26 protein-coding genes and 1 riboswitch are annotated in these 25,509 nt (G+C 55.8%); of the genes, 9 read left to right on the plus strand and 17 right to left on the minus strand.

Translation table 11 applies throughout. The features are described 5' to 3' along the window. Positions 1 to 150: 150 nt before the first annotated feature. The 4 genes from LIO98_RS09105 to LIO98_RS09120 all read left to right on the plus strand — a co-directional run bounded on the left by LIO98_RS09105 (position 151) and on the right by LIO98_RS09120 (position 2,766). Positions 151 to 780, plus strand: a complete 630-nt coding sequence (locus LIO98_RS09105) for a sugar O-acetyltransferase (protein ID WP_291955836.1) — start codon at positions 151 to 153, stop codon at positions 778 to 780. 132 nt (positions 781 to 912) lie between these two features. Next, a complete protein-coding gene (locus LIO98_RS09110) occupies positions 913 to 1,302 on the plus strand; it encodes a hypothetical protein (RefSeq protein WP_291955840.1) in 390 nt (129 codons plus the stop codon). A 106-nt stretch (positions 1,303 to 1,408) separates the two neighbouring features. Then, positions 1,409 to 2,569 (plus strand): YgeY family selenium metabolism-linked hydrolase, encoded by a 1,161-nt coding sequence (locus LIO98_RS09115; protein ID WP_291955842.1) that lies wholly within the window; start codon positions 1,409 to 1,411, stop codon positions 2,567 to 2,569. An 11-nt stretch (positions 2,570 to 2,580) separates the two neighbouring features. Beyond that, the gene (locus tag LIO98_RS09120) at positions 2,581 to 2,766 is read left to right on the plus strand and encodes a hypothetical protein (protein WP_291955845.1); all 186 of its coding nucleotides are present in this window, start codon (positions 2,581 to 2,583) and stop codon (positions 2,764 to 2,766) included. Between the two features lie 101 nt (positions 2,767 to 2,867). On the opposite strand, the gene LIO98_RS09125 is transcribed toward LIO98_RS09120, so the two are convergent. Next, entirely contained in the window at positions 2,868 to 3,284 is a 417-nt protein-coding gene (locus tag LIO98_RS09125) for a DUF3842 family protein (protein ID WP_291955848.1), read from the minus strand. 150 nt (positions 3,285 to 3,434) lie between these two features. Next, positions 3,435 to 5,306 carry a TonB-dependent receptor gene (locus LIO98_RS09130; protein WP_291955851.1) on the minus strand — a complete coding sequence of 624 codons (1,872 nt, stop codon included), beginning with the start codon at positions 5,304 to 5,306 and terminating at the stop codon, positions 3,435 to 3,437. A gap of 148 nt (positions 5,307 to 5,454) precedes the next feature. Beyond that, positions 5,455 to 5,632, minus strand: a riboswitch (cobalamin riboswitch). A 163-nt stretch (positions 5,633 to 5,795) separates the two neighbouring features. Here LIO98_RS09130 and LIO98_RS09135 point away from each other — a divergent pair. Together LIO98_RS09135 and LIO98_RS09140 are read left to right on the plus strand one after the other, a co-directional pair. After that, positions 5,796 to 6,224 carry a DUF3788 domain-containing protein gene (locus LIO98_RS09135; protein ID WP_291955853.1) on the plus strand — a complete coding sequence of 143 codons (429 nt, stop codon included), beginning with the start codon at positions 5,796 to 5,798 and terminating at the stop codon, positions 6,222 to 6,224. Positions 6,225 to 6,229: 5 nt separating this feature from the next. Continuing rightward, positions 6,230 to 6,511 (plus strand): helix-hairpin-helix domain-containing protein, encoded by a 282-nt coding sequence (locus LIO98_RS09140; RefSeq protein WP_291955855.1) that lies wholly within the window; start codon positions 6,230 to 6,232, stop codon positions 6,509 to 6,511. 96 nt (positions 6,512 to 6,607) lie between these two features. On the opposite strand, the gene LIO98_RS09145 is transcribed toward LIO98_RS09140, so the two are convergent. Together LIO98_RS09145 and LIO98_RS09150 are read right to left on the minus strand one after the other, a co-directional pair. Further along, positions 6,608 to 7,810 carry a M20 family metallopeptidase gene (locus LIO98_RS09145; RefSeq protein ID WP_291955857.1) on the minus strand — a complete coding sequence of 401 codons (1,203 nt, stop codon included), beginning with the start codon at positions 7,808 to 7,810 and terminating at the stop codon, positions 6,608 to 6,610. Further along, positions 7,797 to 9,212 carry a TIGR00366 family protein gene (locus tag LIO98_RS09150; protein ID WP_291955860.1) on the minus strand — a complete coding sequence of 472 codons (1,416 nt, stop codon included), beginning with the start codon at positions 9,210 to 9,212 and terminating at the stop codon, positions 7,797 to 7,799. The genes LIO98_RS09145 and LIO98_RS09150 overlap by 14 nt, the downstream gene beginning before the upstream one ends. 207 nt (positions 9,213 to 9,419) lie before the next feature. Here LIO98_RS09150 and LIO98_RS09155 point away from each other — a divergent pair, with 207 nt between their 5' ends. After that, positions 9,420 to 10,337 (plus strand): LysR family transcriptional regulator, encoded by a 918-nt coding sequence (locus LIO98_RS09155; protein ID WP_291955862.1) that lies wholly within the window; start codon positions 9,420 to 9,422, stop codon positions 10,335 to 10,337. Between the two features lie 77 nt (positions 10,338 to 10,414). On the opposite strand, the gene LIO98_RS09160 is transcribed toward LIO98_RS09155, so the two are convergent. After that, on the minus strand, positions 10,415 to 10,813 hold the full coding sequence (locus LIO98_RS09160; RefSeq protein ID WP_291955865.1) for a hypothetical protein: 399 nt from the start codon (positions 10,811 to 10,813) through the stop codon (positions 10,415 to 10,417). Positions 10,814 to 10,860: 47 nt separating this feature from the next. After that, the gene (locus LIO98_RS09165) at positions 10,861 to 11,991 is read right to left on the minus strand and encodes a metallophosphoesterase (RefSeq protein ID WP_291955868.1); all 1,131 of its coding nucleotides are present in this window, start codon (positions 11,989 to 11,991) and stop codon (positions 10,861 to 10,863) included. Between the two features lie 139 nt (positions 11,992 to 12,130). Between LIO98_RS09165 and LIO98_RS09170 the strand changes: the two genes are divergently transcribed. Then, positions 12,131 to 13,780, plus strand: coding sequence for a bifunctional UDP-sugar hydrolase/5'-nucleotidase (locus tag LIO98_RS09170; protein WP_291955871.1), 1,650 nt, complete (start codon positions 12,131 to 12,133; stop codon positions 13,778 to 13,780). Positions 13,781 to 13,785: 5 nt separating this feature from the next. Here LIO98_RS09170 and LIO98_RS09175 read toward each other — a convergent pair whose 3' ends face one another. From LIO98_RS09175 to LIO98_RS09205, 7 genes are all read right to left on the minus strand, one after another. Continuing rightward, positions 13,786 to 14,946 (minus strand): TM1266 family iron-only hydrogenase system putative regulator, encoded by a 1,161-nt coding sequence (locus LIO98_RS09175; RefSeq protein ID WP_291955874.1) that lies wholly within the window; start codon positions 14,944 to 14,946, stop codon positions 13,786 to 13,788. Next, positions 14,943 to 15,944 carry an iron ABC transporter permease gene (locus LIO98_RS09180; RefSeq protein ID WP_291955877.1) on the minus strand — a complete coding sequence of 334 codons (1,002 nt, stop codon included), beginning with the start codon at positions 15,942 to 15,944 and terminating at the stop codon, positions 14,943 to 14,945. The genes LIO98_RS09175 and LIO98_RS09180 overlap by 4 nt, the downstream gene beginning before the upstream one ends. A 3-nt stretch (positions 15,945 to 15,947) precedes the next feature. After that, positions 15,948 to 17,039 (minus strand): ABC transporter substrate-binding protein, encoded by a 1,092-nt coding sequence (locus tag LIO98_RS09185; RefSeq protein ID WP_291955880.1) that lies wholly within the window; start codon positions 17,037 to 17,039, stop codon positions 15,948 to 15,950. Continuing rightward, complete coding sequence (locus LIO98_RS09190; RefSeq protein WP_291955883.1) at positions 17,036 to 18,256, minus strand: nitrogenase component 1; 1,221 nt, start codon at positions 18,254 to 18,256, stop codon at positions 17,036 to 17,038. The genes LIO98_RS09185 and LIO98_RS09190 overlap by 4 nt, the downstream gene beginning before the upstream one ends. Beyond that, positions 18,253 to 19,602, minus strand: coding sequence for a nitrogenase component 1 (locus tag LIO98_RS09195; protein ID WP_291955886.1), 1,350 nt, complete (start codon positions 19,600 to 19,602; stop codon positions 18,253 to 18,255). Before LIO98_RS09195 ends, LIO98_RS09190 begins: the two co-directional genes overlap by 4 nt. A gap of 2 nt (positions 19,603 to 19,604) precedes the next feature. After that, on the minus strand, positions 19,605 to 20,360 hold the full coding sequence (locus LIO98_RS09200; RefSeq protein WP_291955889.1) for a nitrogenase iron protein NifH: 756 nt from the start codon (positions 20,358 to 20,360) through the stop codon (positions 19,605 to 19,607). A gap of 309 nt (positions 20,361 to 20,669) precedes the next feature. Beyond that, a complete protein-coding gene (locus LIO98_RS09205) occupies positions 20,670 to 21,992 on the minus strand; it encodes a Wzz/FepE/Etk N-terminal domain-containing protein (RefSeq protein ID WP_291955891.1) in 1,323 nt (440 codons plus the stop codon). 206 nt (positions 21,993 to 22,198) lie between these two features. Between LIO98_RS09205 and LIO98_RS09210 the strand changes: the two genes are divergently transcribed. Beyond that, complete coding sequence (locus LIO98_RS09210; protein WP_291955894.1) at positions 22,199 to 22,546, plus strand: helix-turn-helix domain-containing protein; 348 nt, start codon at positions 22,199 to 22,201, stop codon at positions 22,544 to 22,546. Between the two features lie 8 nt (positions 22,547 to 22,554). On the opposite strand, the gene LIO98_RS09215 is transcribed toward LIO98_RS09210, so the two are convergent. The 4 genes from LIO98_RS09215 to LIO98_RS09230 form a co-directional block, all read right to left on the minus strand. Beyond that, positions 22,555 to 22,764, minus strand: coding sequence for a hypothetical protein (locus LIO98_RS09215; RefSeq protein WP_291955897.1), 210 nt, complete (start codon positions 22,762 to 22,764; stop codon positions 22,555 to 22,557). Between the two features lie 179 nt (positions 22,765 to 22,943). Further along, positions 22,944 to 24,065 carry a peptide-methionine (R)-S-oxide reductase MsrB gene (msrB, locus tag LIO98_RS09220; RefSeq protein ID WP_291955899.1) on the minus strand — a complete coding sequence of 374 codons (1,122 nt, stop codon included), beginning with the start codon at positions 24,063 to 24,065 and terminating at the stop codon, positions 22,944 to 22,946. 113 nt (positions 24,066 to 24,178) lie between these two features. Next, the gene (locus tag LIO98_RS09225; RefSeq protein WP_291955902.1) at positions 24,179 to 24,601 is read right to left on the minus strand and encodes a DUF2000 domain-containing protein; all 423 of its coding nucleotides are present in this window, start codon (positions 24,599 to 24,601) and stop codon (positions 24,179 to 24,181) included. A gap of 7 nt (positions 24,602 to 24,608) precedes the next feature. Further along, entirely contained in the window at positions 24,609 to 25,451 is an 843-nt protein-coding gene (locus tag LIO98_RS09230) for an AraC family transcriptional regulator (protein WP_291955905.1), read from the minus strand. Positions 25,452 to 25,509: the final 58 nt, after the last annotated feature.

Raw genomic sequence — 25,509 nt, forward strand, 5'->3', positions numbered from 1 at the left:
CGGCCCTTTTCTTTTGTAAAAATCATTTCGCCGCCGTTGACGCGTAATTTTCTCCGAAGTATATTACCTCTTGAGCGCCAGCGGGGCGGCGGCAGATTCCCCCGCTGAAAGAGCGTGAAATTTTAGCACTAAATTCGGAGGCGCGGCGTCATGAACAACATTGAACGAAGAGACAGGGAACTGCCTTATATCGCGGACCGCGAGGTCCTTAAAGAATATCGGGCCTGCCGGAGGCTCTTACATAGGCTGAATCACACGGACCTGGCGGACTTCGCCGAGCTCAAAGCGATAGTGAAAGAGCTGCTCGGGAAATCGGAAAACGCCGTCATCAATCCGCCCTTTTTCTGCGATTACGGCTTTCATATAGAGGTGGGGAAGAATTTTTACGCCAACTACAACTGCACGATAATCGACGTGGCGAAGGTGGTTATCGGCGATAACTGCCTGATGGGGCCCAATGCCGCGATCTATACGGCGGGGCATCCTCTGCATCCCGCGGTGAGAAATTCCCTCTATGAATATGGGATCGGCGTCACAATCGGCGACAATGTGTGGATCGGCGGCGGCGCGATCATCCTCCCGGGCGTGCATATCGGCAGCGGCTCGGTGATCGGGGCCGGCAGCGTCGTGACAAAGGATGTCCCCGCCATGTCGCTGGCCGTAGGCAACCCCTGCAGAGTCATAAGGGAGATAACCGCGGAGGATATGAAGTACTATTTCCGGGACCGCGAATTCGACGAAGAATCGGCGGCGGAGATAAAAAGGTTTATGGAAAAATAGGGCGCGGCGATACCGCCGGTATGCGTACCATAGAAAAAATTTTACATTTCTCCATTTTTTCTATCCACAGGACTCTATTTTTGTTGTATATTAATTGTGGATGATAACAACACAAAATAAGGGGGGCTCTTCATGCAGGAAAAAATATGGGTCGTTGTTCAGCAGGACTGCAACGGTATCGCCTCAGTTCTCGCCTTCGACTACGAGGCCGACGCGCAGAACTTCGCGCAGGAAATGACGGCGATGGGCAAAGGAACCAACACCGTGACCGAGACGACGATAAACAGGCGTCACGAGGCGGAAGAGGCCATCGCGCGCGTCGATCTGCCGGAGTTCAACACGGAATGTATCGAATGTATCATCGACATGTCCGGCGTTCCCGAAGATAAGCAGGACGCCGCGGCGAGATATCTTGAGGAACACCGCTGCGATCTGCAGAAGGACGCCCAGAAGATGGTCGATAAATATATCAAGAAGGCGATCACCGATTTCTTCGCCGACGAGCGCATAATCCTCGGATAGACCGAATAGGGAATTGCCTAAAGGGTTCCGCGCCTGCGAAAGGGCGCCGGGCCCTTTTTTGATATACTTTTAGGAGATGATTTCACTGCCAAGCGGAGGGATGTTCATGTCACTGTCTGAGAGGTTAGAAAAAGAGCTTATCGAATTTGCGCGTCAGCTTGTCCGTCTGCAGAGCTATTCCGACCATGAGGGCGCGGTCGCGGAGGCGGTCGTCGCCAAGATGCGGGAGCTGGGCTACGACGAGGCCTTCATTGATTCGACCGGTAATGCCGTCGGCTTCATCGGCGGCGGAAAGAGGCTGATACATTTCGACTCCCACATGGACACCGTCGAGGTCAACGACGCGGAGGCGTGGCTGCTCCCGCCCTTCGCCGCGGAGATAAAGGACGGGCGGCTCTACGGGCGCGGATCGGTGGACATGAAGTCCGCCCTCGCCGCCTCGGTATACGGCGCGGCCCTCGCGCGCGAACTGGGCCATACCAAAGATAAAAGAATATGTGTGAGCGGCTCCGTCTGCGAAGAATACTGCGACGGCGAGAACATCAAAATGATGTACAGGGAGCTTTCGCTGCGCCCCGACTTCGTCGTGATCTGCGAACCCTCCGACAACGTGATAACGCTCGGCCACAAGGGCAAGGCGCAGATGCGCATAAAGACCCACGGGCTCTCCGCGCACGGCTCGGCGCCGGAAAAGGGCATAAACGCCGTCTACGAGATGGCGGAAATCATCGGGCGCGTAGAGGCCCTCAATAAAAAACTCACGGATGAGGGCAGTCCCCACGGCACGATCGTACTCTCCGACATCAGCTGCGTCACCGCCTCGCTGAACGCGGTGCCCAGCGAAGCGGAGATATACCTCGACCGCCGCCTCGTGCTAGGTGAAACGGAGGAGAAGGTGCGCGCGGAGATGGAGGAGCTCATCCGCGGCAAGCGCGCCTCCTGGGAAACAGGCACGCTGCGCCGCACCAGCTGGAAGGGCGCGCCGCTGGTCTATGAACCTCTGCACATGGCCTGGAAGCTGGACGAAGAGTCGCCGCTCTTTTTCGCGGCAAACGCGGCCTATGCGGAGACCTTTGGCAAAGCCCCCGAGAGATACGACTTCTGGGACTTCGGCACCAACGCCGTCACCCCCGTGAGCATGGGGATCGCCACGATCGGCTTCGGCCCCGGCGAATACAAGCTGGCCCACATGCGCGACGAAAACTGCGAAGTGCAAAAGATAACGGATGCCGCGAAATTTTACGCGGCGCTGATCGGCAGACTTTAAGGAGAAATAGCTTGACTGCGGATAGGGCCGAAAACCGCGGCGCGGAGGAGATAATCTGCCACTGTTTTTCGTTTACAAGAGGCGATATCGAGAACGACTATATAAAAAACGGCCGCTCGACGATCATGGAAAAGATCACGGCGGAGCTTGAACGGGGCGGCTGCCGCTGCCACGAGAAAAATCCCCGCGGAACCTGATGTCTCGGCGACGTCCGCCGGGTCGTGGACAGTATCGCCGTACAAAGATAAAAGATAGAGACCAGTCCGCGTGACGCTATGGGCGTTTCGCGGACGGTCTTTTATTTACCCTGCGGGAAAAGCTTCTGCAGCTCTTCCATAACACATTCCACAAGCCTGCCCACGGAGAGGTCCGGCACGCCCGCGATGATGTTGTTGCAGCAGTTGACGGGAACGAGTATTCGCTTCGCGCCGCTGCGCGCGACGGCGGCCGCCATCACCGGCATGATCTCGCCGAGCAGCGAGTCCGCGATCACGATCGCGACGGGGCCGATAATGACGTCCGCGTCGCGGCAGCAGACGACAACGGAATTTTCCCCCGTCGCGGCCCGGTTCGCCCCCGCCTTGAGCATCGCCGCCGCCGCGATGCTGTTGGTACCCACCGCCGTCACCGAGGCCTCCGGCATCTTCGTCCTCACCGACTGCACGATCTGCCGCCCGATGCCGCCGCCCTGTCCGTCTATCACAAGTATGTTCATAGCTCGTCTACCTCTCAGCTCTATATTTTCTGAGATAAGTATACAGCATAGGGAATTGCCGATTGACCGTTTCCAATAAAAAGGACCCCGGGTGTGCCGGCCGGGGCCCTCAGGCGGAAAGAAACGCTTGTCCTCTAAGGACAGAGGCTGTTAGAACTCGTAGGTCGCGGAGAGGATGAATCTGCGCTCCGGGTTGATGTAGCCGTTATTGTTAAGATAGAACTCTTTGTCAAAGAGGTTGACGCAGGCGAGCTTAATGGTAGTGCGGTCCACCTTCCATGACACCGCGGCGTTAACGATGAAGATGTCTTCGTCGTCGTAGGCGGCAGAGCCCGAGCTTGTAAGCTGGCGGTCTCCGTAGTAATGAGCGGACAGCTCGGCGTTCCACGGGTCTTTCTTGAAATTCAGGATTCCGGAAATATCCCAGCGCGGCATATTCGAACGCGTCCAGTCAGAACTGCCCGTCTTTTCTTCCGCGTGCAGATACGATAGTCCCTGCGTGTATGACCAGTTCTCATGGAAATTCCACTTGTACTGACCCTCAAAGCCCCAGGCGCGGTATTCGTCGACGTTGATGTACTGTGTATAGCTGTCGTTCATATTGATTTTATCTTCCATATCCATATAGAACACATTGAAGCTCCATGGGTTCTTTGCCGCATCATCCTTGACGCCGATATCGTATGTCCAGCCCTTCTCAGGTTTTAGATTGGGGTTCGGCAGCCAAAAACCGAACGCGTCCGAGTAGAACATCTGATAGAAACTCGGCATTGAAAAATAACGACCGACGGTGGCATAGTATAGAAGCCCGTTCTTATTCGCCCAGTTCAGCGAAAAACGCGGCAGGAACTCATGCGCGTCCTCTCCGTTATCCAGATCCCAATACTCATAACGTAACCCTATGTCGAAAGCGGCGGAGCCGATGGGTATGGATGTCTCTATGTAGGGAGCATACTCATTTCTTGTGTTGTCATACGGCTGATTATTTCCCCAGGGATTATCATGGTTGAAATATTCAGCTTTCTCCCTTCTGAAATCCATGCCGAAGACAAAGGGAAGATTTCCGATCTCCTGTTTCCTGTTATATGTGGCACCAAAGGTATTGCCGTCATAATTCGTCTCGCCGGAGGTGTCATAAATGGTCCTCTCGTTTTTGTGATAATATAGGCGTCCCATATTCACACCGTCGGCGTAGTTCAGCGTAAATCTCTGATATTTGTTATCCTGCCTATTTTCAGAGGTTCCGCCGCCGTAAAGGGTATCCGTGTAATTCCAGGAAGATTTGAAATCCCCTACTTCGCCGAGGAAGGACCATGCCCCCTTCGTAAAGCCAAAGTAATAATCATTTCCACGGTAATCAAGCGCGTTATCATAAAGTCCGCTGGCAGGGTCGGCGAGCCTGATCCTCGTCTCCCCCTCCTGCGTCCTCGTGTAGCCTGTGCTCACTCTCAGGTCATTACTGAGCACCACCGTTCCACGCACATTTCCGCGGAACCATTCTTTATTGCCTCCCTCTAAAGTTATACTGCCGCTTGATTTATCAGAGGGTTTGCGCGTTATGATATTGATGACGCCGCCGGCCGCGTTGGAGCCATAGATCGCAGAACCTGCGCCTTTCACGACCTCTATCCTTTCAACATCGGTGAGCGCTATGCTGCGTAAGTCAAACGGAGAACCAAGATCGGCGCCTACGCCGTAATCAGCACCCATATATGGAATGCCGTCAACCAACAACAGGACCTCCGAATTCAATCCTCTCACCGTTATTCCCTTTGACTGCGCCATCGAAGCGCTGTTCAAAAGCCCGTTGACGCCCGGCACCTTCGACAGCACATCCTGGACGTCGCGCGCGGCGCTGTTGTCGATATCCTCGCGCGTGATTACATAGGTCTGCGCCGGTACGTCCGCCGTCGACTCCGCGAGGTGCGAACCGGTGACCTCCACCGCGGCGACCTCAGCCACGTCGGCGCTGACTGCCTTCTCCGCCGCGAACGCCGGCAGGGCAAGCAATGACGAAAACAAGAAAACAACCGCTGTTTTCCTCCACAGATGATACATAAAAACACTCCCTCTGTTAAATTTTTACAAACAAAAACAAAAAGGCAGAGGCCCCAAAGACGGAGCCTCTGCCATATACGCCAAGCAAACGCTGCTACTCGCCCTCGCAAGCTGCAACTCATACGGATACAACAGATATTCTGACTCCTGATCATCCTACCGGCGCGCCTTCCCGCCTTCGGCAGTGGCACGGTGCGCTTTCGTCCCAGTTACAGCAACGGGGTTGTTCCGGATTCTCACCGGATTCCCTGACTGCATTCCGTTACAATATTTTTTTATTCTGTTATTTTACACTATAGCCGGTTGTTTTGTCAACTATATATCCATATCCTGCGGATTATTTCACTACTTTTGCGGCGACGGGTGCTTACGACTCCATACCCCTGTCATGGTACAATGATAATGTATAAAAACTCACCCGCGGGAGTCCCCGCGGAGAGAAGGCGGTGGCCAATGTTTGAAAAAATCCCCTCTGATGAAGAGATGAGCGCCCTCGTCGGCGAAGGGCTCTTCGCGGTATGGAAAGGGCTCCGTTCCATGATAGAGGCCAGTTACGACATGACCGGGAGCTGGAACGGCGGCGGCCGGCTGTGGTTCTATGAATATAAATACCGCCGCGGAGGAAAGACCCTCTGCTCGCTATACGCGAAAGAAAAGGCCATCGGCTTCATGGTGATATTCGGCCGGACGGAGAGAGCGAAGTTCGAGTCTGAGAGGGAGACTTTCTCCCAAAAGACGCGGGAGATATATGACGGCGCTAAAACCTATCACGACGGGAAATGGATGATGTTTGAACCGGCGGATGAGTCCCTTTTTCCCGATCTCATCAGGCTGCTGCGAATCAAAAGAAGACCCAACCGGCCGGACAAACAGGAGCCGTAAAAACAATGAAAAGCAATCTAAGAAAAATTCCCGGCATCGGGGAGAATATGGAGCGTCATCTTATGAACATCGGCATCAGCTCTATCGAAGAGCTGATAGGCAAGGAGCCGGAGGCGCTCTTTGAGCGGGACTGCCTCTTTAAGGGCTTCCGCGACGATTCCTGCGTACTCTATGTCTTCCGGCTCGCCGTCTATTATGCCGAGAACAAAGAGCGCGATCCGGAAAAGCTAAAATGGTGGTACTGGAAAGATAAGGAATATCATCCGCGGGGCACTAAGCTTTCGTAGTTCATGTTTGCGCCGTACGCCGCGGTTCTCGTCTAAAATGAGCGGGACGACAAAGTTACCGGCGCCCGCACACGCAGTCGCCGGTAACTTTATTATTTAAACTGTTTGCTTACCGAATCTTTTCGCGTTAAATTCATCCCTGACCTTGGCCATCTTCGCGGGATCGCTTATCAGGTCATAGGCCGTCAGCGCCAGCACCTTCGCCGCGTTGGCCAGCGCGTCGTGCGCCGCCTGCGACTTGCCGGCATCTAGGTAGTCCTGCGAATGGGCGGGAGTCCCCTCCGGGACAAAAGCTGATCTTATACACGAACCGGGTATTTCATACATAACGTTTCCAAAGTCAGTGGAGCCCGTCTTCTCTCTCGGCGGCCTTATCGTAGGCATACCAACGGCCACTGCGTTCTCCATGATCAGATCGTTCAGCGATAGCAACGGTATCTTCGCTTTGAAAAATGTCCCCTCGCGAATCTCATAGCTGACATCCGCCATCAGGGCCGCGCCTTTGAAGATATTTTTCAGCCGCTCCGCCATCGACATGACATACTCCGTATCGTATGAGCGAATGCCGAACTCACCCTCCGCCTCCGCGGGGACCACGTTGCTCGGACCGCCAGCGGAAACTATTGTATAGTGCATGCGCGCCTCGTCGCGAACGTGTTCCCGCATAAACTCCACTCCGCTGCAGGCCAGCAGCAGCGCGTCCAGCGCGCTGCGCCCCATCTCGGGATTCATCGCCGCGTGAGCCGATTTACCGTGGAACGTTACTTCGTACGACTGCATGGCCATCGATTTGACATCCACAGTCGAGGTCGGGGAGGCGTGCGTCATCAGCGCGACATCTATATCACGGAACGCTCCCTTTTCAAGCATAAGGATTTTTCCTCCTATGGTCTCCTCTGCCGGCGTCCCGTATACGACCAGCTTATAAGGACAGCCGTCAAACACCGCTTTAAGAGCCGCTGCCGCCGCCACAATAGCCGGACCCTGAATATGGTGGCCGCAGCCGTGTCCGAGCCCCTCTATAGCGTCGTACTCGCACAGCAGGCCTATTGACGGACCGCCCGCGCCACATTCGTAGACGGCGCGAAAAGCAGTATCAAGCCCATAAATCCCTTTTTCAACCGCAAAACCGGCACTCTCCAAATATGAGGTCAGCAGCCCGCACGCATGATATTCCGCAAGCCCCGTCTCGGGATTGTCGAAGATATCGTCCGACATAGCGCAGGCCGCGCCGGCCAGAGAGTCCACCATTAACGACAGCTTTTTTTTCATTTCACAGCCGACATTAGAACGGTCCATAATTCATCATCCCCGCAATCACTATAAATACCGCGCCGGTAAGTTCCCACATAAGAATAAGCGGTCCGGCGAACTTTATCCACTGCGGATAGGTGATTTTCGCAAGCCCCAGGAAAGAGTTCATGTTCGAGGAGGTAGGATTTATCCCATTGGATATCCCATCCCCAAGCTGGAAGGCGAGCACCGTAACCTGCCGCGAGATTCCCATTACATCGGCCAGCGGAATGAAGAGCGGCATCGTGGCGGCCGCCTGTCCGCTGCCGGAGGGGATAAAGAAGTTCAGGATAATATGCACCACGAACATTCCCAGCGCGGTAAGGCTTGACGGGAGCGCCTGCAGCACAAGTGAAAGGCTGTGGACGATCGTATCGAGGATCATTCCATGCTGCATGACGACAAGTATCCCGCGCGCAAAGCCTATCACGAGGGCGCCGAAGGCGAGAGTTTTAGCACCGACAAGAAACTCCGAAGCGATCTTGTTCGGGGACAAACCGCCGAGCAGTCCGCCGATAATGCCTATCGCCATAAATATCGGCTGCATTTCCATAATGCCCCACTCGTACCTGAATACCCCGTAAAGTATATATCCAAGACCGGCGACAAAGGTAAGAAGCACAAGGATATGTCTTGTGCCGCCCTCCGTGCCCAGCGCCTCGGAGTTGGCTATCGATATGGCTTTTTCCTCTTTCTCAAGGTCCGCGACGATGCTTTTTGACGGGTCCGCCTTTACCCGTTTCGCATAGCGCATCAGGTATATGCTGCCGATAACAAGGAACGTCAGATGAAGCACGATCCGCAGGCCGATGCCGGAATAGAGCGGGAGTTCCGCTATCTCCTGGGCGACGCCGACATTGAAGGGATTCATCGTACCGGCGCTGAAGCCGGCAAGGGCCCCCATGGTGACCATCGCGGTTCCAACCGCCGCATCAAAGCCCGATTTCCGCGCCAGCATTATTCCGATCGGAACAAAGGCTAGCACCTCATTCGACATTCCCATAAGCGCTCCGCCGAGAGAGAAGGTGAAGAGAAATACCGGGATGATAAACTCTTCTTTGCCGGCAAAGGTGCGGCTCAGTTTATTGACTAAAATGTTTATCGTCCCAGTGCAGTTGATTATCTGAAATACACCGCCGATTATAAAGAGGAAAAAAACCAGCGTCGCGGTCGATTTCAACCCCTCCGGAACGGCGCTGAATACTCCCATTATCCCCGTGGGATTCTGCTCTACATAGTGAAAGGATGAAGGGTCTACTACCGTGATTCCCAAGGAATTTTTGATTCTGGCATATTCTCCGGCAGGAATCAGGTATGTCATTATCGCCGCAATTATTATCATGGAAAAGATAATGACATAGGTATGAGGTATCTTTATCTCCTCAAGGTTGAATCTTTTTTTGCCCACACTCATTACAAAAATCACTCCCTAAAATATTTTTTTCGACTTTAGGACATCTCGGAGGGGTTAAAAAACTTAAATAGATGAAACCGAATCGCGGTGTCCGCTTGTACACGATAAAACTATAAAAATTTACTTATATTACGTCAAGTTTAATAAATTTATGATAATATTAAATAAAATTTAACATAAGATTTTTCGGAGGCTTTCAGCATGAACGTTCGGGAAGAGGAATATTTACTGGCCATCGCGCGTTACGGCAATATCAGAACCGCCTCGGAGGAATTGAACATCTCTCCTCCCGCGCTGAGCATATTCCTCAGCAATCTTGAAAAACGTGCGGGAACAGCCCTCTTTCACAGAGTGGGAAAACAGTTTGTCCCCACCGCCGCGGGAGAGCTCTATATCTCCTACGCCCGCCTGATAACCGGATATAAACAGGAACTGGACGCCAAGATCAGCGACTTGAGAAACGACGTAACCGGTAAGGTATATTTTGGCCTGCACCCAAGAAGGACTACCTACATAGTTCCCATGGCTTTGAAGGCTATTTCGGATCGCTACCCAAACGTCGATGTAAAAATTCTGGAGAGTACCAGTAAGGACCTCTTCGAGAGGCTCATAAGCGGCGAGCTGGATTTCATAATAATTAACAGAACGGTGAAGAACGGCGCGCTTGAGTATCAGGAATTATATAATGACCGGCTGGTTGGAGTGCTCTCTCCGACACACCCACTTGCTTCATCCGGAGTGCGCATCGAGGGGGAGACCTTGGAGTGGCTTGATCTGAAACTGTTTGATGGGGAGCGGTTCATCCTCCAGCACCCGACCCAAAGTTCAAGGATGTACACCGACATGGCGCTGGAATATTCCGGAGCGCACCCGGGAAAAACTCTGGTAATCGAAAACCTGGAAACGGCGTCGCAGATGGCCGCCGAATCTCTCGGCATCGCCTTCAATATCCTCAGTTATACAAAGAATTTCGCCTATACAAAACCCGTGCGTTATTATCTTGTGGGGGATATGAAATTTTACATCACATACTATATCGTGAAAAGAAGAGACCGCTACCTGCCAAAGTACGCAAACTTTCTCATAGAAGCCCTCAGAATGGCCGTCCTGGATAATTAATCAGAAGAGCCGCACTCAACGTTACGCGCGTCAGACTTATCTCCGCCGCTCAAGCTTGTTCACACGAGCCGCGTATGTCAGTATTCCACGTGCGCCGCGTACGGGAGCAGCTCCTTCGCGCCTATTTTGAACGGAGCGGCTTCTCCCATCAGGATGACCTGACACTCGGGCATGTAGTCCGAAAGTATCTGACGGCAGTTGCCGCAGGGTGGGATTATCTCTTCACCGCGTTCGCCGCGCACCGCGACGATCGTCTCAAACAGGCGTTCACCAGCGGTTATCGCCGTGCCGATAGCCACCTGTTCCGCGCAGGCGCCGTGCAGAGAATAAACGTTGACGCCGGCATATATCTTACCATTATGGCAGCGTACCGCCGCACCGATGGTATGGCGGTATCCGCCGCGGTCATAGTTTGCCGTTATCGCCTCGCGCGCCATTTTCAGGAGCTCAATATCCGCCTCGTTAAGTTTCACCATGCCATTCCCCGCCATCTTATGATTATGGACATTTCTCAAAAGGTATCTTAGCCGGAAGGAGATAGATTCATCACCGTTATCTCCGACGGCACCCCCAAACGCATCAGAAAGCCGTTCCAGATTCCCGTGCCAGGCGAGACGTAGAGCTTCATACCGTCTACTTCATACCAGCCGTTGACATAGCCGCCGTTGAACTTTTTCACGAGCTGCGAGAGGCCCGGAACCATGCCGCCATGGGTATGGCCGGAGAGCTGAAGGTCGGCACCCGCCGCCGCGTTTCTCTTCGCCGCGCCCGGCTGGTGATCAAGAATTATCTTGGGTATCCCGGCGGCCACACCGGCAAGAGCCTTTTTCACATCGGGCGCCTCGGCGTTCGCAAAGCGCAGCGCCGCGAGGTCTGCTACTCCCGCGACGGCAACATTTTTGCCGCCGCGTTCTATCAGGCTGTGCTCGTTGAGAAGTATCTTTATCCCCAGTGAGCCTTCGATAAAATCCTTCCATTCACCGGCATTGAAGTAATATTCATGGTTCCCCAGTACACCGTAGACGCCGTATGGCGCGGACAGCCCCGCGAGCGGCGCGATATCGGCGCTCCTTTCGCTGACCACGCCGTCTATGAAGTCTCCCGTTATAATGATCAAATCCGGCGAGATAGCGTTGACTCTTTCCACAAGCTCCTCGGCATAATTGGCGCGGCGTGAGGCACTTATGTGTATGTCGCTGAGCAGCACGACCTTGAAGCCGCTGAACTCCGGCGGTAGCTTAGGCAGAGATACCTCCATCTCATGTATCCGCGGCAGCCTCTGCGCCTCGTATGTGCCGTAGACCGAGACAGAAACAGCGGCGGCGGCAAATATCAGGGCCATTCCAACCGTGAGGAAGATATGCGGCACCGAGGGAGATAATAGTCTCGCCGCGGCGAGAACTATCAGCAGGAGATCTTTCAGCAGCGTAAAGATAAAGAGCAGAAAGAGCGCGCCGAAGGCGGCGCCGTAAAGCTCGATGAGCCACCGGGGCAGCTCCGGAGAAAAGAAGTTGCCGCCGGCAGCGGCAAAGAACTGCTGCTTGAGCGACGCGGCGCAGAGTACCGCCGCAAGCGCCGCCTTAGCGGAAACGCTGAGCGGAAGCGGCAGAACGAGGCGGAGCCAGACATATATAAACAGGATCAACGGTATCATTCTAAACATGCTGGCTAGTATATCAGTTAGAGTTTACTCTAGTCAACCGTATCTTGTAAGCGGCGCGGTATTTACATAAAATATAATAGCGGCGCCCGGCAAGACTTCACGCCGCGGGAGAAAATTTGGAGGAGATACGATGGATTATAAACGATTGAAGAAATCTTTGCTTGCCCTATTGCTCCTGCTCACGGTCGCCCTGTCTGCTGCGGCGGAGGAAAAGAGCTTCCACATCCTGATGATAAACGACCCCCACAGCTATATCCTGCCCTATTATGAGGCGGCGGAGGCGGGGCTGCCCGCGGGAGCCGTCAAGGCGGAGGCCGTCGGCGGCCTCTCCCGCGCGCTGCGGCTCGTGGACGATGAAAGAGCGGCTCTCAAAGAGACCTCCCAATCCCCAATATTTCTCTTTGAGGGCGGCGACATCATGCTCGGGAGAAAGGGCAGCCTGCAAAACGACCATGCCGAATATGGCTCGCTGGCGGCGCTAGGATTCGACGCGGGGGTACTCGGCAACCACGACTTCGACGGCGGCGTCCGGACGCTGGCGAAGTTAGGACCGGAGCTCAAAATTCCCGTCCTCGCCTCGAATATCATCTTTAACGAGCCAGAGATTGACAGCTATTATCCAAAGATAAAGATCATCAAAAAGGGCGGCGTGAGCGTCGGGGTATTCGGCCTCGTAACGCCGGACCTCAAGGCGATCATCTCCGATCCCAGCGGCTTCGATATCGAAAAGGATATCTTCAAAAAAGCGGCGGAGTGCGTGCGCGAACTCCGCGCACAGGGCGTCGACGCGGTGGTGGCGCTGAATCACATCGGCCTTGACTTGGACAAAAGGCTAGCGGCCTCGGTGCCTGGGATCGACGTGATCGTCGGCGGCCATTCGCACGACGCCATAAAGGAGAGGCTTTTAGTGACGAACCCTCAGGGCTCGCAGACGCTTATCGGACAGGCCGGGCTCGACGGACGCTATGCGGGCAGGTTTGACGTTACCGTGGATGACGGGGCGCTCGTCGCCGAAAAGTCGTCATGGCGGCTGATGCCGGTGCTGCCCGGCACGGCGGCGGAGGAAAAGAGCGAGGCGCTCGGCCTCGAGGCACAGAAAAAGCTCGCGGCGACACTCAATATCGCCAACCCAACGATGGTCCTGGCTAAAAGCGTCGACGGGCGCAAGGAGTCGATGCGCGGAAGAGAAAACGCGCTCGGCGATCTCGCCGCCGAGGCTCTGCGCTGGAACGGACAGGCGCGCATCGGCCTGATAAATGGCGGCGCGCTGCGCATCGGCCGCATAGTACCTCCGGGGCCGTTCACGGCGGGCGACATGCTTGATCTGATGCCATTTGACAGCGTTCCGGTGCGGCTGCTCGCGAGCGGCGCGGAGATCAGAAGGCAGCTGGAGGCGGCAGCCTCCGCGCTCAAGGGAAAGAACGACGATTATGACCCGGCGCGCCGCATGTCGGCGGGAGAGTTCTTACAGGTCGCGGGGCTGCGCTTCGACATCGACCTCGGCAAACCGGCCGCCGTCGTGGAGAGCCGCCGTATGATCGCTGACGGCCGCCGCGTAAAAAACATCATGGTAGATTCCTCGCGGGGCTGGGTGCCGCTTGAGGACGGCAAAATATATTCCGTCACGACTCTCGACTATACCGCGAAATACTGGGACGCGCTCTCGTCCGCCCCTATCGGGAAACCGGCGCTCGCCTGCTTCGACGATTACCTGGATAAAGTGCTGCGGCGGCAGGCCGATCCAACGACGGACGGCAGGATAAACATTATTGGCCGATGATTTTCCTAGATTTTTGAATATACCGTCTTCGCGCTCACTCCGGGGAACATGCCGAGTTTTCCCGAGAGGGCGCTTATTTTTTCGTTCGGCGCGTCGATTATCACGCTGATGATCGATATGTTGCGTTCCCTGTACGGCATTCCCATGCGGCCGATGATACAGTCGCTGTATTCGTGCAGCAGCCGGTTGATGTTTTCCGCCGCCGCGGGGTCCTCCACGATTATTCCGATCTGCGCTATTCTCGTCTCCATCTCTATCAGCCTCTCCGTCTGTTTTATCTCACTCTCGCCCAGGGGCAGGATGCTCGCGTAATCGCGCTTCCCCACCTTGAAGCGGTGTATGTGTACCGGTATCTCAAAGGCGCGCCTGAGGTTTTCCTCCGTTAGCACGTTTACCGTGCCGCCGAAGACCGCGCTTTTGTCCGGCATCAGCAGCAGCGCGCGCTGCGATATATCCATCGCGTGTTCCGGGTAGTGGGTGTTTATCACCGCCGCGATACCGCGCTCTTTGCAGAGCGTCGAGATCGTCGAAAGCACCCGCCGCTGGTTCTTAAAGTCCAGATTCGACTCCGGCTCGTCTAGCACCAGAAGCGAGGGCTCCGCGGCAAGGGCGCGCGCGATGAGCGCCATCTGATATTCGCCGCCGCTTATTTTGCTGCACAGCTTATCCCGCAGGTGCGCGATGCCCACCAGCGCAAGCGCCTCGTCCGCGGCGCGCTCGTCGCGCTCCTTCGGCATCGAAAGCTCGTTCATGTGCGCGCTGCGCCCCAGCAGCACCATCTCGCGCACGGTGTAGACAAAGGAGGATAGCTTCGCCTGCGGCACATATCCGACACGGCGCCAGAACTCCTTCGGCCGCAGCTTTTTTATATCGACGCCGTCGAGATACGAAGCCCCCGCGCTCCACGGACGCAGTCCCAGCATGCACTTCATGAGCGTAGTCTTTCCCGCGCCGTTGGCTCCGAGGATACAGAGGATGTCCGGCTCACTGACGCTGAAATTTATGTCGCAGAGGTTTTCCTCTCCCTCGGAGTAGCTGAAACAGCCGCCGCGCACCTCAAACTGCGCGGTGCTGTTGGCCGCCTGCGCGGAATTTCCTCCGCGTTTGCTGCCGATATCCAAAACCTCCCCGCCGCGCAAGCATTCGGAGGCGCCGTCCCTCTTCATGCCCTTATTCCCCCCGTCTTTCGCAGCAGGACGATAAAGAACGGCGCGCCGATGACGGCCGTCAATATCGAAGCCGGTATCTCGGAGGCGGTAAGGCTGCGCGCCGCGGTGTCTATCGCAAGCATAAAGAGCGCCCCCAGCGCCATGCTAGCGGGGATGACGCAGCGGTTGTCGTTTCCGAAGATCATGCGCGCCGCGTGCGGGATGAGCAGCCCCACCCAGCCGATTAGGCCGCACATCGAGACGACGGAGGCCGTGATCATCGCCGCGCCCGTTATCACAAGCAGCCTGACACGCTTTACGTTTATCCCCAGTGATGTCGCCTCATCCTCGCTGAGCGTCATCGCGTTGAGCTTCCAGCGGAAGAGCCAGATCACCGCCATTCCGGCGGCGATCAGCGGCGCGCCCATCGCGAGGCTCGCGCGCGTCGTTCCCGACAGGCTGCCCATCAGCCAGAAGGTTATCGACGGCAGCACATCCTGCGGGTCGGCGGCGTACTTCACAAGCGATACGAGCGCGGAGAAGAGCGCGCTGACGACCATGCCCGCCAATATCATCATGATCACCGAGGAGGAGCCGCGCACGCGGCTCACAAAGACGACGAGAGCCACAGCGGCGATTCCCGCGGCAAGCGCAAAAAGCTGCACGAGGAACGAGGGCAGCCCCATCAATATACCCAAAACCGCGCCGAAAGAGGCGCCAGTCGCGACGCCCAGCGTATCGGGCGTCGCCAGCGGATTGGAAAAGAGCGCCTGAAAGGCGCCGCCCGCGACGCCGAGCCCCGCGCCGGCGAGCATGGCGAGCAGTATGCGCGGCAGGCGGATATTGATTATCACATCGCGCACCATTTGCGGCGGCTCTCCGCAGCCCAGCCAGGGACAGAGCACGGAAAGGGTCTCTCCGATAGAGAGGGGAAATCTCCCGACGGTGACCGCTGCCAGCGGGGCGGCGACGAGAAGTGCCGCCGTAAATGCGATAAGCGCCGTTCTTCCCTTCATCGGCTACTTCGTGAAACCGGCGGCGGAAGCGCGTCCCTGGTTGTACATCTGTTTTATCTGCGTTTCGCTGAGCGTAATGCCGTAGAGCCTCTTATAGTAGTCGCGGACCTCTTTTTTCATGTCGATATTCTTGAAGAGTGCCGGATAGACCTTCTGCGCCATCCACATCAGCGTCACGGGGGTGTCGGCGCCGGGAGTGTAGCTCCGGTACGTCCCCAACGGCATCTTGTAGACGGCGCGCTCCTTCACCGCCTTCACGTTGTCCCAGTTGTGGCCGCCGATCCTGTTCTTATAGAGGTCGTCCGGCAGCGCTGGGGTAAAGTTGGTGATGAAGATAACGTCAGGGTTCCATTTGTAGACCTGCTCCATCGTGATCATGGCGTTGGAGTTGTCTGCGGGCACCTCCTCCGCGGCGTTCTTCGCCCCCACCGCTTCGCACCAGTACTGGCCGAAAAAGCTCCGGCCCGACGTCACCATACGCTTGTCGTCGTACTGGAAGAGGAAGAGCACCTTTTTACGCTCCTCCGGCTTTATTTTTTCAACTTTCTTTTGAATGTCGGCGTAGACCTTTTTACTGTAGGCGGAGACCTCTTTGCTCTTCGCGCTTTCCGGGAATATCTGGCTCAGCGTCTTTATCCATTCGTCATAGGTCCGCAGAACGTCGTAATTCCACTTCGTCGGCGAGATCGCCACCGCCGGTATTCCGGCGTTCTTTATCATCTTTCCCATCTCTTTGCTGCCAGCGAGGTAAAATATGAGGTCGGGACGCAGCTTCATCAGCTCCTCGATGTTGAGGTCGAGCCCCGCGGTGTATTCCGTGCGCGCCTTCAATATTTCGGGAAAGAGCTCGCCGAGCAGGCCGGCCTTCGCAGCGCCCATCGACGCGGGGGGAATGCCCACCAGTTTCTCCGCCGAACCGAGAAAGACCGTCACCACCGATGGGAATGGCAGTATGCCGACCACCGCGATACGCTCGATCTTCTCCGGCAGCGCGACCCTGTCGCCGTTTTCATCCGTTATCACGCGCGCGGCCTCCGCGCCGGCGCAGTTCGCCAATATCATCACGCCCATCAGCAGCGCGGCAAAGATTTTCATAACGCAAGCTCCCTCTCTATCCATCTGTTAAACTCTCCGCCCATTATGAGCGGGATCTTATCTCTGAATATGCGCCCCGAATAGCCCTCGTGCGGCAGCGCGATGAAACGGCAGTAGTGCTTCGGTAGCGCCGGTTTATAGAGCGGATCGACGATCACGAGGCGCGCCTCACGCAGCGCGCGAAAGACCTCGTCCTCGTCAGGGGAGTCAAGCGGCGCGAGCATACGGACGTTGCGCATCGCATAGTCGCGCTCCAGCGCGCGGGCGATAGAGGCGCTCTGTACCGGCTCCCCGATCACGAAGACCTTGCCGCCCGGCTCCGTTATCGGCAGCGGCAGCGATAACCCGCCGCTCCTTTGCGCAGCCTCCTCTGTGAGCGAAAAGAGCTCGCGCGTCACCGAATCGCCTACCGGCAGGCCGGTGACCGAGGGGGTGCCATATATCTCGCGCAGCGCCTCGGCCAAAGGCGCGCCGCAGGAAGAGACGACGACGTTGACGTGGGCGCGGCCCGCGTTCATAAGTTCCTCCCACGGACTGCCCATCGCCCAGCAGCTGTTGACGTGAAAACCGGCATCCTCAAATACCATTTTCATCGCCTCGACATTGCCGAACGCGGCAGACGCATCAGTTGGCCTGTCTCCTTGGGAAATTTTTAATGTCCCGGCTTCGCCGGAACTGGGGGCGGCGCGCACGGAAAAGTCGAGCGGCGTCACGCCGAGCAGATTGACCGAGGGACGTTCTCCCTCCGCCAGCGGCGGCGGCGTCAGCCCAGGATTGCAAAAGCGGCGCGCGACGGCGGCGAGGGCCATCCCCGCGCCGACATTATATGAGTTCATTCCATTGGTGGCGAAGCCAAAGGTCGGAATGCCGGTGCGTTCCTCGATAACGTGGGCGATTCCCTTGAAATCGGTGCCCATCATCATCGGTATAGGCGTTCCCGCAAGCGCGATGAAGCGCGGCCGCAGCTCTTCCGCGGCGCGGCAGACGTCGCCGATCAACTTTTCCTCGTCGCCCATCAGCGCCTCAACCTCGGCGAGCGCCGAGATGAATACCAGCGAAGGGATATCATACCAGCGCGGCTCGTCGTGCGTGTTATAGGTCGAATTGCAGCCGGAGGCGTCGTGCATCACCGTCATGCCGCCCATCTCATAGAGCGCCGAACAAACGCCCGAGACGTCGGCGGTATAGGTGGAGAGGATCGCGCAGGTCTGTCTCAACAGCAGCACCCCCATCCCTTTATCTGAATTATCTTTTTAGTATCCTTTTCATTGATCACTGCGTCGCAGATAGCCTCCGCGAGATGGACGATCCCGTCGAACCCCCAAAAGCCGCCGCCCTCGAGCATATTGACAAAATAGGGGGTATCGCAGAAATAGGCCGCCTTCTGGCCGATGGCGACGACCTTTTCCTTACCATCGCCGGCCTCCGCTGCGGCAGCGCGCGCGCCGCCGGCGCGCAGCACCATCTTCGGATGCACCGTCGCGCAGAGCTCAAGCTCGGGATACCGCTCCCTCAGACGTTCAAAGACCGGACGCTCTTCCGGTATAAAGACGTCGGCATAGACGGTGCGCACTCTGACGCCGTGTTCCAGCAGCAGCTCCGCGAGCCCCAGGGGGCGCGGCGTCGCCGTATAGTCTATCGTCACCGGCGTCTCCCCAAGAAGCCTCGCGGCGGTCGATACCGCGCATTCCGCCTCCGCCTCAAGCAGCGCCGTATCTATCATCGGGATGTCAAGATAGCCGGCCAGCTTTTCAAGGTTCTCCCTGATCTCTTTATAATCGTAACTCAGCGGCAGATATAGGTAATCCATCGCCGCCCGTTCTTTCAGGTCGCGCACCGCGGGGATCGCTGGCGGCATGTAGGCGATATTAAGCCGGCTGTGCGCCATCCTCTGATATTCGCGGAATGAGCGGCAGCGTGTGATATCACGCAGCTCGAAGCCCGCGCCGCGCAGCATGCGCACGAAATCCGCGGAATCTTCCGTCGGGTAGTTGTTGCCGATTATGTTGACACACTTCTCGTCGCGGATATTCTGCCGCGTGAGAAAACTGTAAAGACGCATGCGCACCATCGGGTCCGGAGGCGTCTTCGTCTTACGCATTATCGGGTACATATAGCAGTCGGTGAAAAAGAGCTGCGGAAAACGCTCGCGCAGCTTCGCATAGACATAATCGAGGTCACAGCCCATAAAGTGGTGCACACAGCTCGTAAAGACAAGCACCGCCTTCGGCAGCTTCGGCAGTTTGCGGAGCACGTCGGTCACCCCGTCGATGATCAGGGCCTCCATATCGCCGTCAAGGACGTTGTTCTCGCAGACGGCGATCGTCGAAAAGCGGTCCTGCGCCCCCATTTCCGCCGCCGTCAGCACTACGCCGCGCAGGCAGCCCTGAGCGCAGACGAATATCTGGTGGCTCTCCGGCAACAGCATTCCCGTGTGAACGATGTTCCACAGGCCGCGCGCCGGCGAGCCGTATTCGACGCCATACTCATAGGGAGTAAGGGAGGCCGTGTCTTTTATCTTTACAGAGGCCCCGCTCCAGTCGGTATTGTGAAGGTCTATCATCTTTACTCGCCGCAGGCGGCGAAAACACGCCGCGCAAGCTCTCGGTACTCTTCCGCCATCGGACTGTCCGGAAAGGCCTCCAGCACCGTCTGACAGCGTTCCTCCGCCTGCTGGACGACGGGGCTGAAGCTGAGCGCGCCAACCACCCGCGACTCGACGTCGGCGGCGAGCTCCGCCACCTTCTCCTCTTCGCGCGGCACATTACGGCGGTTGAGGATCACGCCGCCAAGAGTCGCGTAGCCGCGTGAGCGGAAGTTCGCCACCGCCGCGGCGATGTTGGCCGCCGCGTGGATCGCCATATTCTCGCCGGAGGTGACGACGAATACCTTTTCCGCGTAGCCCTCGCGGATCGGCATCGCGAAACCGCCGCAAACCACGTCGCCGAGAACGTCGTAAATCACCGCGTCCGGCTGATAGATCTCAAAGGCGCGCTTTTCCTTCAGCTTTTCCATCGCGGCGATGATGCCGCGCCCGGCGCAGCCCAGCCCTGGCGCGGGGCCGCCAGCCTCGGCACAGAGTACGCCCGCGAAACCCGGAGTCACCATCTCTTCCAGCGTGAGGGCGACCCCTTTTTTCTTGATCAGCTCAAGCACCGTAGACACCGCCCTGCCGCCGCGCAGATTCACCGTCGAATCGGCCTTCGGATCACAGCCAATCTGCATCACGCGCATACCGGACTGCGCAAAAGCCGCCGCTATATTCGAAGCCGTCGTCGACTTCCCGATGCCGCCCTTGCCGTAAATCGCGATCTTTATCATCTTCCACACCCCTCAGAATAAAAAAACCCTCCGCCCGCCGGACGAAAGGAGACAATGGCGACCGCTGGGGACCCCATCTCTTTTTATGTTACGCCTTCCGACTCCGAACGAATCATCGTCAATTCAGAACGATTTTTATTTAAAATTCAGCCACAGGTGAATCTTAGCATAAGACAGAGACAGCGACAAGAGGCCTGGGATAGAGTTTACGATACCCAAGAGATCTGCCGCCGATTTAAGCGATTTTGCCTATACTTATAGGCAAGGCACGACAGAAAAGAAGTAAAACTGTGACGGCGGCGGTAAAAGCTAAGCCTCCTGTTCCCGTTTCCTGGAAATCATCTCCATAAGCAGAGATGCCGTGATGCCCATAAAGAGGCCCAGCAGTCCGGCCAGGCAAAGTATCTTCAATCCGCCGCGCGATACCGGTTTACGGGACTGGATCGGCTTCTCCACGATTTTGATCGGGTCGGTCGCCTCGACGGTGGTGATACGCGAGAGCTGGTATTTCTTGGAGAGGTCCACATACGACTCCTGCAAGGTAGTCTTTTCACGCTCCAGACGCGCGACCTCTGTCTCCATACCAAGTAACTTCGCATACATCGCCGCGTGTTCTTTTTTTAGGCTGGACGTCTTTGCTTTCAGGTCTTTTATTGAGGCGTTAAGCGATGATATTTCCAACTGGGTATCCGCTAAAACCTTCTTAAGATATGAATACTGATTATTCAGCAGCTCTTCCTCTATGTTCAGCTCCCGCAGACTCTTAAGTTCGGAATCGCTGAGGCTCTTGGAGAGAAAATTCCAGAGCGCCTCCTTGCTCATCCCTTTGGACAAAGATTTCGTTTCTCTCTCCAAAGAGAGCAGCTTCTCCGCGGCCTTTGCCTTTGCCATAAGCGGCGGCAGCGCGACTACGTCTTTGTTATATTCGGAGAGGAATTCGGAATAGAGCGTTTCCGTCGTCTGCAGCTGCGCCTTGAGCATGGGGATGGAGTCGGCCCTCTGGGCGGCGAGTAGTTTGTCTTCGGTCTTTTCCAGATCAGCTTTGACAGTCTTTACCGACTCGCCGATGAATTCAAAAGAGGAACCGGCGCGGTCGACAAAGTGCTGGGCGTTGCGTTTAATGAATAGCGAGCTCCAGATGTTCAGCGCGTCCATCGCCCTTTTGGGGTCTTTATCTTTGAAGGATACGGTCATGGTCATCTGATTGGGTATCTCTTTGGCGGATTCCGCGGATTTAGCCAGCTGGACCTTCATTTTGCGGCGCATGTCGTCCGTCGTCGGCCGGTCTTCCGTCTTTTCGTCGGCGTAAGCTCGGTTTATCACGTCGTTCAGCAGATCCTCCGCCGTCGCGAGCGTAATATAGGTATCAGGGGTGAGCATGACGCCGCCGCGGCCCTCCGTATCTATCTCGGAGGGTATGGGAGGCAGAAAGAGCAGCGTCGCGCGGCTTTCATAGGATCGCGGCGTCACCGTCAGGTAAGCGGAAGCACAGACAAGACAGACCGCGATAAAGGCTACGATCAGCTTTTTATGCTTCCACAAAGAATCGATGATATCGACCAAATCTATCTCAGAATCATCTCGCCAGCCGTCAAAATCATTACGCATGACAGGATGTGTTTCCTTGTCCAACAAAACCCGCTCCCTTTATAAAAAATCTACTAAATATTTCAGCAATATTCCCAATGTATTCCTTATTATACGTTGCCCCGTATTATCAGGCAAATTTTATATTTTGTCAATAACTTACTACATTGACTGAGGATTTGAAGGTATTTTATTACAGACAATAATAGCCCCAATTTGTAAGGTATTTCTTACATGGGAGTGAGAAACGTTTGACAATAGGAGACAGAATAAAGAAAGTCCGCAGGTATAACGGAATGACGCAGGAAAAACTCGCAGAATTACTCGGTGTTTCGCGGGTTACGATTTCTTCGTGGGAAAATGATGAAAACGCTCCTACCGCTGACAATGTCATTTACCTCTCTGAAATATTTCACATATCAACCGATTATTTATTAAAAGACGCTGTCAAACCTAACGCCGAAGAGCTTGAAAGGGCATCCGCAACAAGACAGGACGAAATATTTCTTAAATTATTCCAGGCATTCAGCCCCGCCGAACGCGACGAGGTGATAAAATTCATGCGCTATAAGGAATTTTTGTCGAAGGAAAGACTGTAATTAAGAGTTCACATTAAAAAGGTGCAGACAGTGGCTGAACAACAGCCGCCGACCGTAAAGCCATCAATATTTACAACTGCCTGCTCCGCACACGCGTACATGAAACAAACAGCCGAAACTGCATATGTTCCAGCCTGCGTAAAACGAGATACCCAGTCCTCAATAATAAAAGTATCTATCAGCCGAGTAGCGCCAACATAAAACGCGGCGGTGAACATCATCGGTTCCTCCACTCAATCCTGCTCAGCGGCCTGTGATCGGCCATGAGGGACAGGCCCGATATGTAAATGATAAACACTACCTGACGGATCAGCTTTGATAAGCGTACAGCCGCCTGTAAGGTATCATGGACGGACAAAAACGGCGGGGCCGGCATTCTCTCCGGCCCCGCTGTTACCTATTCCACATACTTTTTAAATTCGCCGTATCCCTCTTTGTCCATATCTTCGTAGGGAATGAAACGCAGGGCGGCGCTGTTTATGCAGTAGCGCGTGCCGTTCGGCGACTCGCGGTCACCGGTGAAGACGTGGCCGAGGTGTGAATCTCCCGCGCGGCTGCGCACCTCGGTACGGCGCATGCCGAATGAGCCGTCCTCTTTATAGATTATCGCGCCGTCGTCGATGCCCTTCGTAAAGGCCGGCCAGCCGCAGGAGCTGCCGTACTTGTCCTTTGAGGAGAAGAGCGGCTCTCCCGTTACGATATCGACATAGATGCCGCGCTCTTCGTTATTATAATACTCGTTGTCGAAGGGCGGTTCGGTGGCGCTTTTCTGGGTGACCGCGTACTGCCTCTCCGTCAGCCTGTTTTTCAGCTCGTCGTCCGCCGGCTTAAGGTAGGGTGCGGCATCGACTTTGATATCTTTCGCCTCTTCCATCTCCTCACGCGAGATGTGGCAGTACCCGCCGGGATTTTTCGTAAGATAATCCTGATGGTACTCCTCCGCCCGATGAAAGATCCGCAGCGGCTCGATAAGCACATAGAAACCGCCCTCAGCGCGCCCTTTCTCGATATCGGCGACACGCCGGGCGACGGCCTCCGAGGCGTCGTCCGCAAAGAAGACGCCAGTCTGATACTGAGTACCTACGTCATTGCCCTGACGGTTTTCCACGCCCGCATCGATTATCTTGAAGAAGGCGAAGAGCAGCGTCTCAAGCGACACCCTCTTCGGGTCGTAGACGACACGCACCGTCTCCTTATAACCGGTCGTACCAGTACAGACCTGCCTGTAATTTACCTCGTCGTCCGTCCGGCCGTTCGCGTAGCCGGATACGGCGTCAATCACTCCCGGTATGCCCTCCATGTATTTCTCAAGCCCCCAGAAGCAGCCTCCAGCAAGGTAGATAACCTCTTCTCCAGTTTTTTTCGTATATGTTGGATCTTTTACCACTGTCATCCGCGCCTCCTTTGAATGAGTCTTTCCATTATCTTCCCTGGATTCAGCCGCGCGCAGCGTAAAAACCGCCGCGCCGACGACCAATATCAACGAGAATACCAGAAGCTGAAATATGTTCTTTCTCATTGGCTCCTCCCTAAATCGTAATAATTATTGTTTCGTAATTATTGTAACACTAATTATTACATTTAGAAAGAGCCGGCGGCGAATAAGATGGCAGAATTTTTACAGTATGAATATTACCTAAGCAAAGGCAGATCGCCGGTCAGTCTGTTGACGAGTTTTTTCGCGCCGCATATCCCGATCCCGAAATAATGGAGTTCGTCCTCTTCCACGGCGGCGGATTTCTCGATGTATTCTTCGTAATTTTTACAGCTCTGAGTGACGTCGGAGAAATCCACCGTCAGCAGCGCGGAAAACTCCGGTTCGTAGAGTTTGGCTCTTATGGCGCGCAGTTTTTCCTTGCCGGCGCGCAGTATCGGCACGGGGAACTTGATCACGCCAAGGTGCGCCCGGCCGCTCTTATCAAACACATCCGGGCCGACGGTCTCCGGCCGGTGTCTTCCCAGCGTGATACCGATGATCCCCGCGGTGTTCGCGATGAGCCCCAGAGGCAGCTCCTCGTCTATCACCATCACGCATTTTTCATTCTGACCTTCCATAGTTGAGTCACGCATCTCCCTTTGACGGCGCGGCGCCGGAACAAAATATCCGCTGATACTGTTTTGGCGTCACACCGGTAAATTCCTTGAAAAAATTGGTGAAATGGCTCTGATCGGCAAAACCCGCCAGGTCGGCGGCCTCGACGGGCGGCACTCCGCCTTCGAGAAAGCGTTTAGCCCTGCCGAGCCGCACGGTCTGGAGATAGCGGTATGGCGAGAGCCCCGTCTCCTTAGTAAACGAGCGTATAAGGTAAGACTTGCCATATCCGGTCAGCGCCGTGAGGTCGCCGAGGGCGACATTCTCCGCGAAATGCTCTTCCAGATAGCCACAGGCCAGCCGTATCCGCTCATCGCCGCCTCCGCGTTCGCTTCGCGGCGCGGCGCACTCCTCGATGAGCTGCTCAAGCAGAAAAAATAGCGCCTCCTCCCGCTCCATTTTCGGAGCGCGCGCCGCCACGGCGTCGTAGAGAGCCGCCAGCGGCTGAGCGATGTCGCTCTGAAAGAGCACGTTCTTCGTGAAACAGAGCTCCTCAGCGCCAAGCCCCGTTTCTCGCAGCAGCCGTGAAAGCACCTGCGGCCCGATATTCACGGCACGGTAATCAAGAGCTTCCCCGCCAAGCGGCGAGCAGCAATGGTTGTCGCGCGGATTAAAGAGGACGATATCCCCCGCCGACAGGTCGTACTCGGCGCCGCGGCACCAGAGGTGGCGTCCGCCGCCAATCATCAGCCCGATCACATAGCAGTCGTGAAAGTGATTCGGAAACTTCTGCACTATCCCGCTGAGCCTGTACGTCTCGATCTCTAAATCGCCGTCGTAATAGACTCGGCGCTCTTCTCCCTCGGCCGTCATGATAGGCATCCCTCCCCGACACAGCCATACTACCACACACGCCGCCGCCTTTCTTGAA

Origin of the sequence: Cloacibacillus sp., from assembly GCF_020860125.1 — a bacterium.
Lineage (GTDB): Bacteria > Synergistota > Synergistia > Synergistales > Synergistaceae > Cloacibacillus.

What these genes read in the sequence shown, in the direction of transcription:
- LIO98_RS09230 (WP_291955905.1), bottom strand. Translation starts at nt 25,451, where the DNA reads ATGACGGCCGAGGGAGAAGAGCGCCGAGTCTATTACGACGGCGATTTA.
- LIO98_RS09215 (WP_291955897.1), bottom strand. Translation starts at nt 22,764, where the DNA reads ATGTTCACCGCCGCGTTTTATGTTGGCGCTACTCGGCTGATAGATACT.
- LIO98_RS09165 (WP_291955868.1), bottom strand. Translation starts at nt 11,991, where the DNA reads ATGATACCGTTGATCCTGTTTATATATGTCTGGCTCCGCCTCGTTCTG.
- LIO98_RS09140 (WP_291955855.1), top strand. Translation starts at nt 6,230, where the DNA reads ATGAAAAGCAATCTAAGAAAAATTCCCGGCATCGGGGAGAATATGGAG.
- LIO98_RS09105 (WP_291955836.1), top strand. Translation starts at nt 151, where the DNA reads ATGAACAACATTGAACGAAGAGACAGGGAACTGCCTTATATCGCGGAC.
- LIO98_RS09160 (WP_291955865.1), bottom strand. Translation starts at nt 10,813, where the DNA reads ATGGTGAAACTTAACGAGGCGGATATTGAGCTCCTGAAAATGGCGCGC.
- LIO98_RS09170 (WP_291955871.1), top strand. Translation starts at nt 12,131, where the DNA reads ATGGATTATAAACGATTGAAGAAATCTTTGCTTGCCCTATTGCTCCTG.
- LIO98_RS09145 (WP_291955857.1), bottom strand. Translation starts at nt 7,810, where the DNA reads ATGGACCGTTCTAATGTCGGCTGTGAAATGAAAAAAAAGCTGTCGTTA.
- LIO98_RS09125 (WP_291955848.1), bottom strand. Translation starts at nt 3,284, where the DNA reads ATGAACATACTTGTGATAGACGGACAGGGCGGCGGCATCGGGCGGCAG.
- LIO98_RS09195 (WP_291955886.1), bottom strand. Translation starts at nt 19,602, where the DNA reads ATGATAGACCTTCACAATACCGACTGGAGCGGGGCCTCTGTAAAGATA.
- LIO98_RS09115 (WP_291955842.1), top strand. Translation starts at nt 1,409, where the DNA reads ATGTCACTGTCTGAGAGGTTAGAAAAAGAGCTTATCGAATTTGCGCGT.
- LIO98_RS09155 (WP_291955862.1), top strand. Translation starts at nt 9,420, where the DNA reads ATGAACGTTCGGGAAGAGGAATATTTACTGGCCATCGCGCGTTACGGC.
- msrB (WP_291955899.1), bottom strand. Translation starts at nt 24,065, where the DNA reads ATGAGAAAGAACATATTTCAGCTTCTGGTATTCTCGTTGATATTGGTC.
- LIO98_RS09175 (WP_291955874.1), bottom strand. Translation starts at nt 14,946, where the DNA reads ATGAAGAGGGACGGCGCCTCCGAATGCTTGCGCGGCGGGGAGGTTTTG.
- LIO98_RS09110 (WP_291955840.1), top strand. Translation starts at nt 913, where the DNA reads ATGCAGGAAAAAATATGGGTCGTTGTTCAGCAGGACTGCAACGGTATC.
- LIO98_RS09135 (WP_291955853.1), top strand. Translation starts at nt 5,796, where the DNA reads ATGTTTGAAAAAATCCCCTCTGATGAAGAGATGAGCGCCCTCGTCGGC.
- LIO98_RS09200 (WP_291955889.1), bottom strand. Translation starts at nt 20,360, where the DNA reads ATGATAAAGATCGCGATTTACGGCAAGGGCGGCATCGGGAAGTCGACG.
- LIO98_RS09225 (WP_291955902.1), bottom strand. Translation starts at nt 24,601, where the DNA reads ATGGAAGGTCAGAATGAAAAATGCGTGATGGTGATAGACGAGGAGCTG.
- LIO98_RS09185 (WP_291955880.1), bottom strand. Translation starts at nt 17,039, where the DNA reads ATGAAAATCTTTGCCGCGCTGCTGATGGGCGTGATGATATTGGCGAAC.
- LIO98_RS09180 (WP_291955877.1), bottom strand. Translation starts at nt 15,944, where the DNA reads ATGAAGGGAAGAACGGCGCTTATCGCATTTACGGCGGCACTTCTCGTC.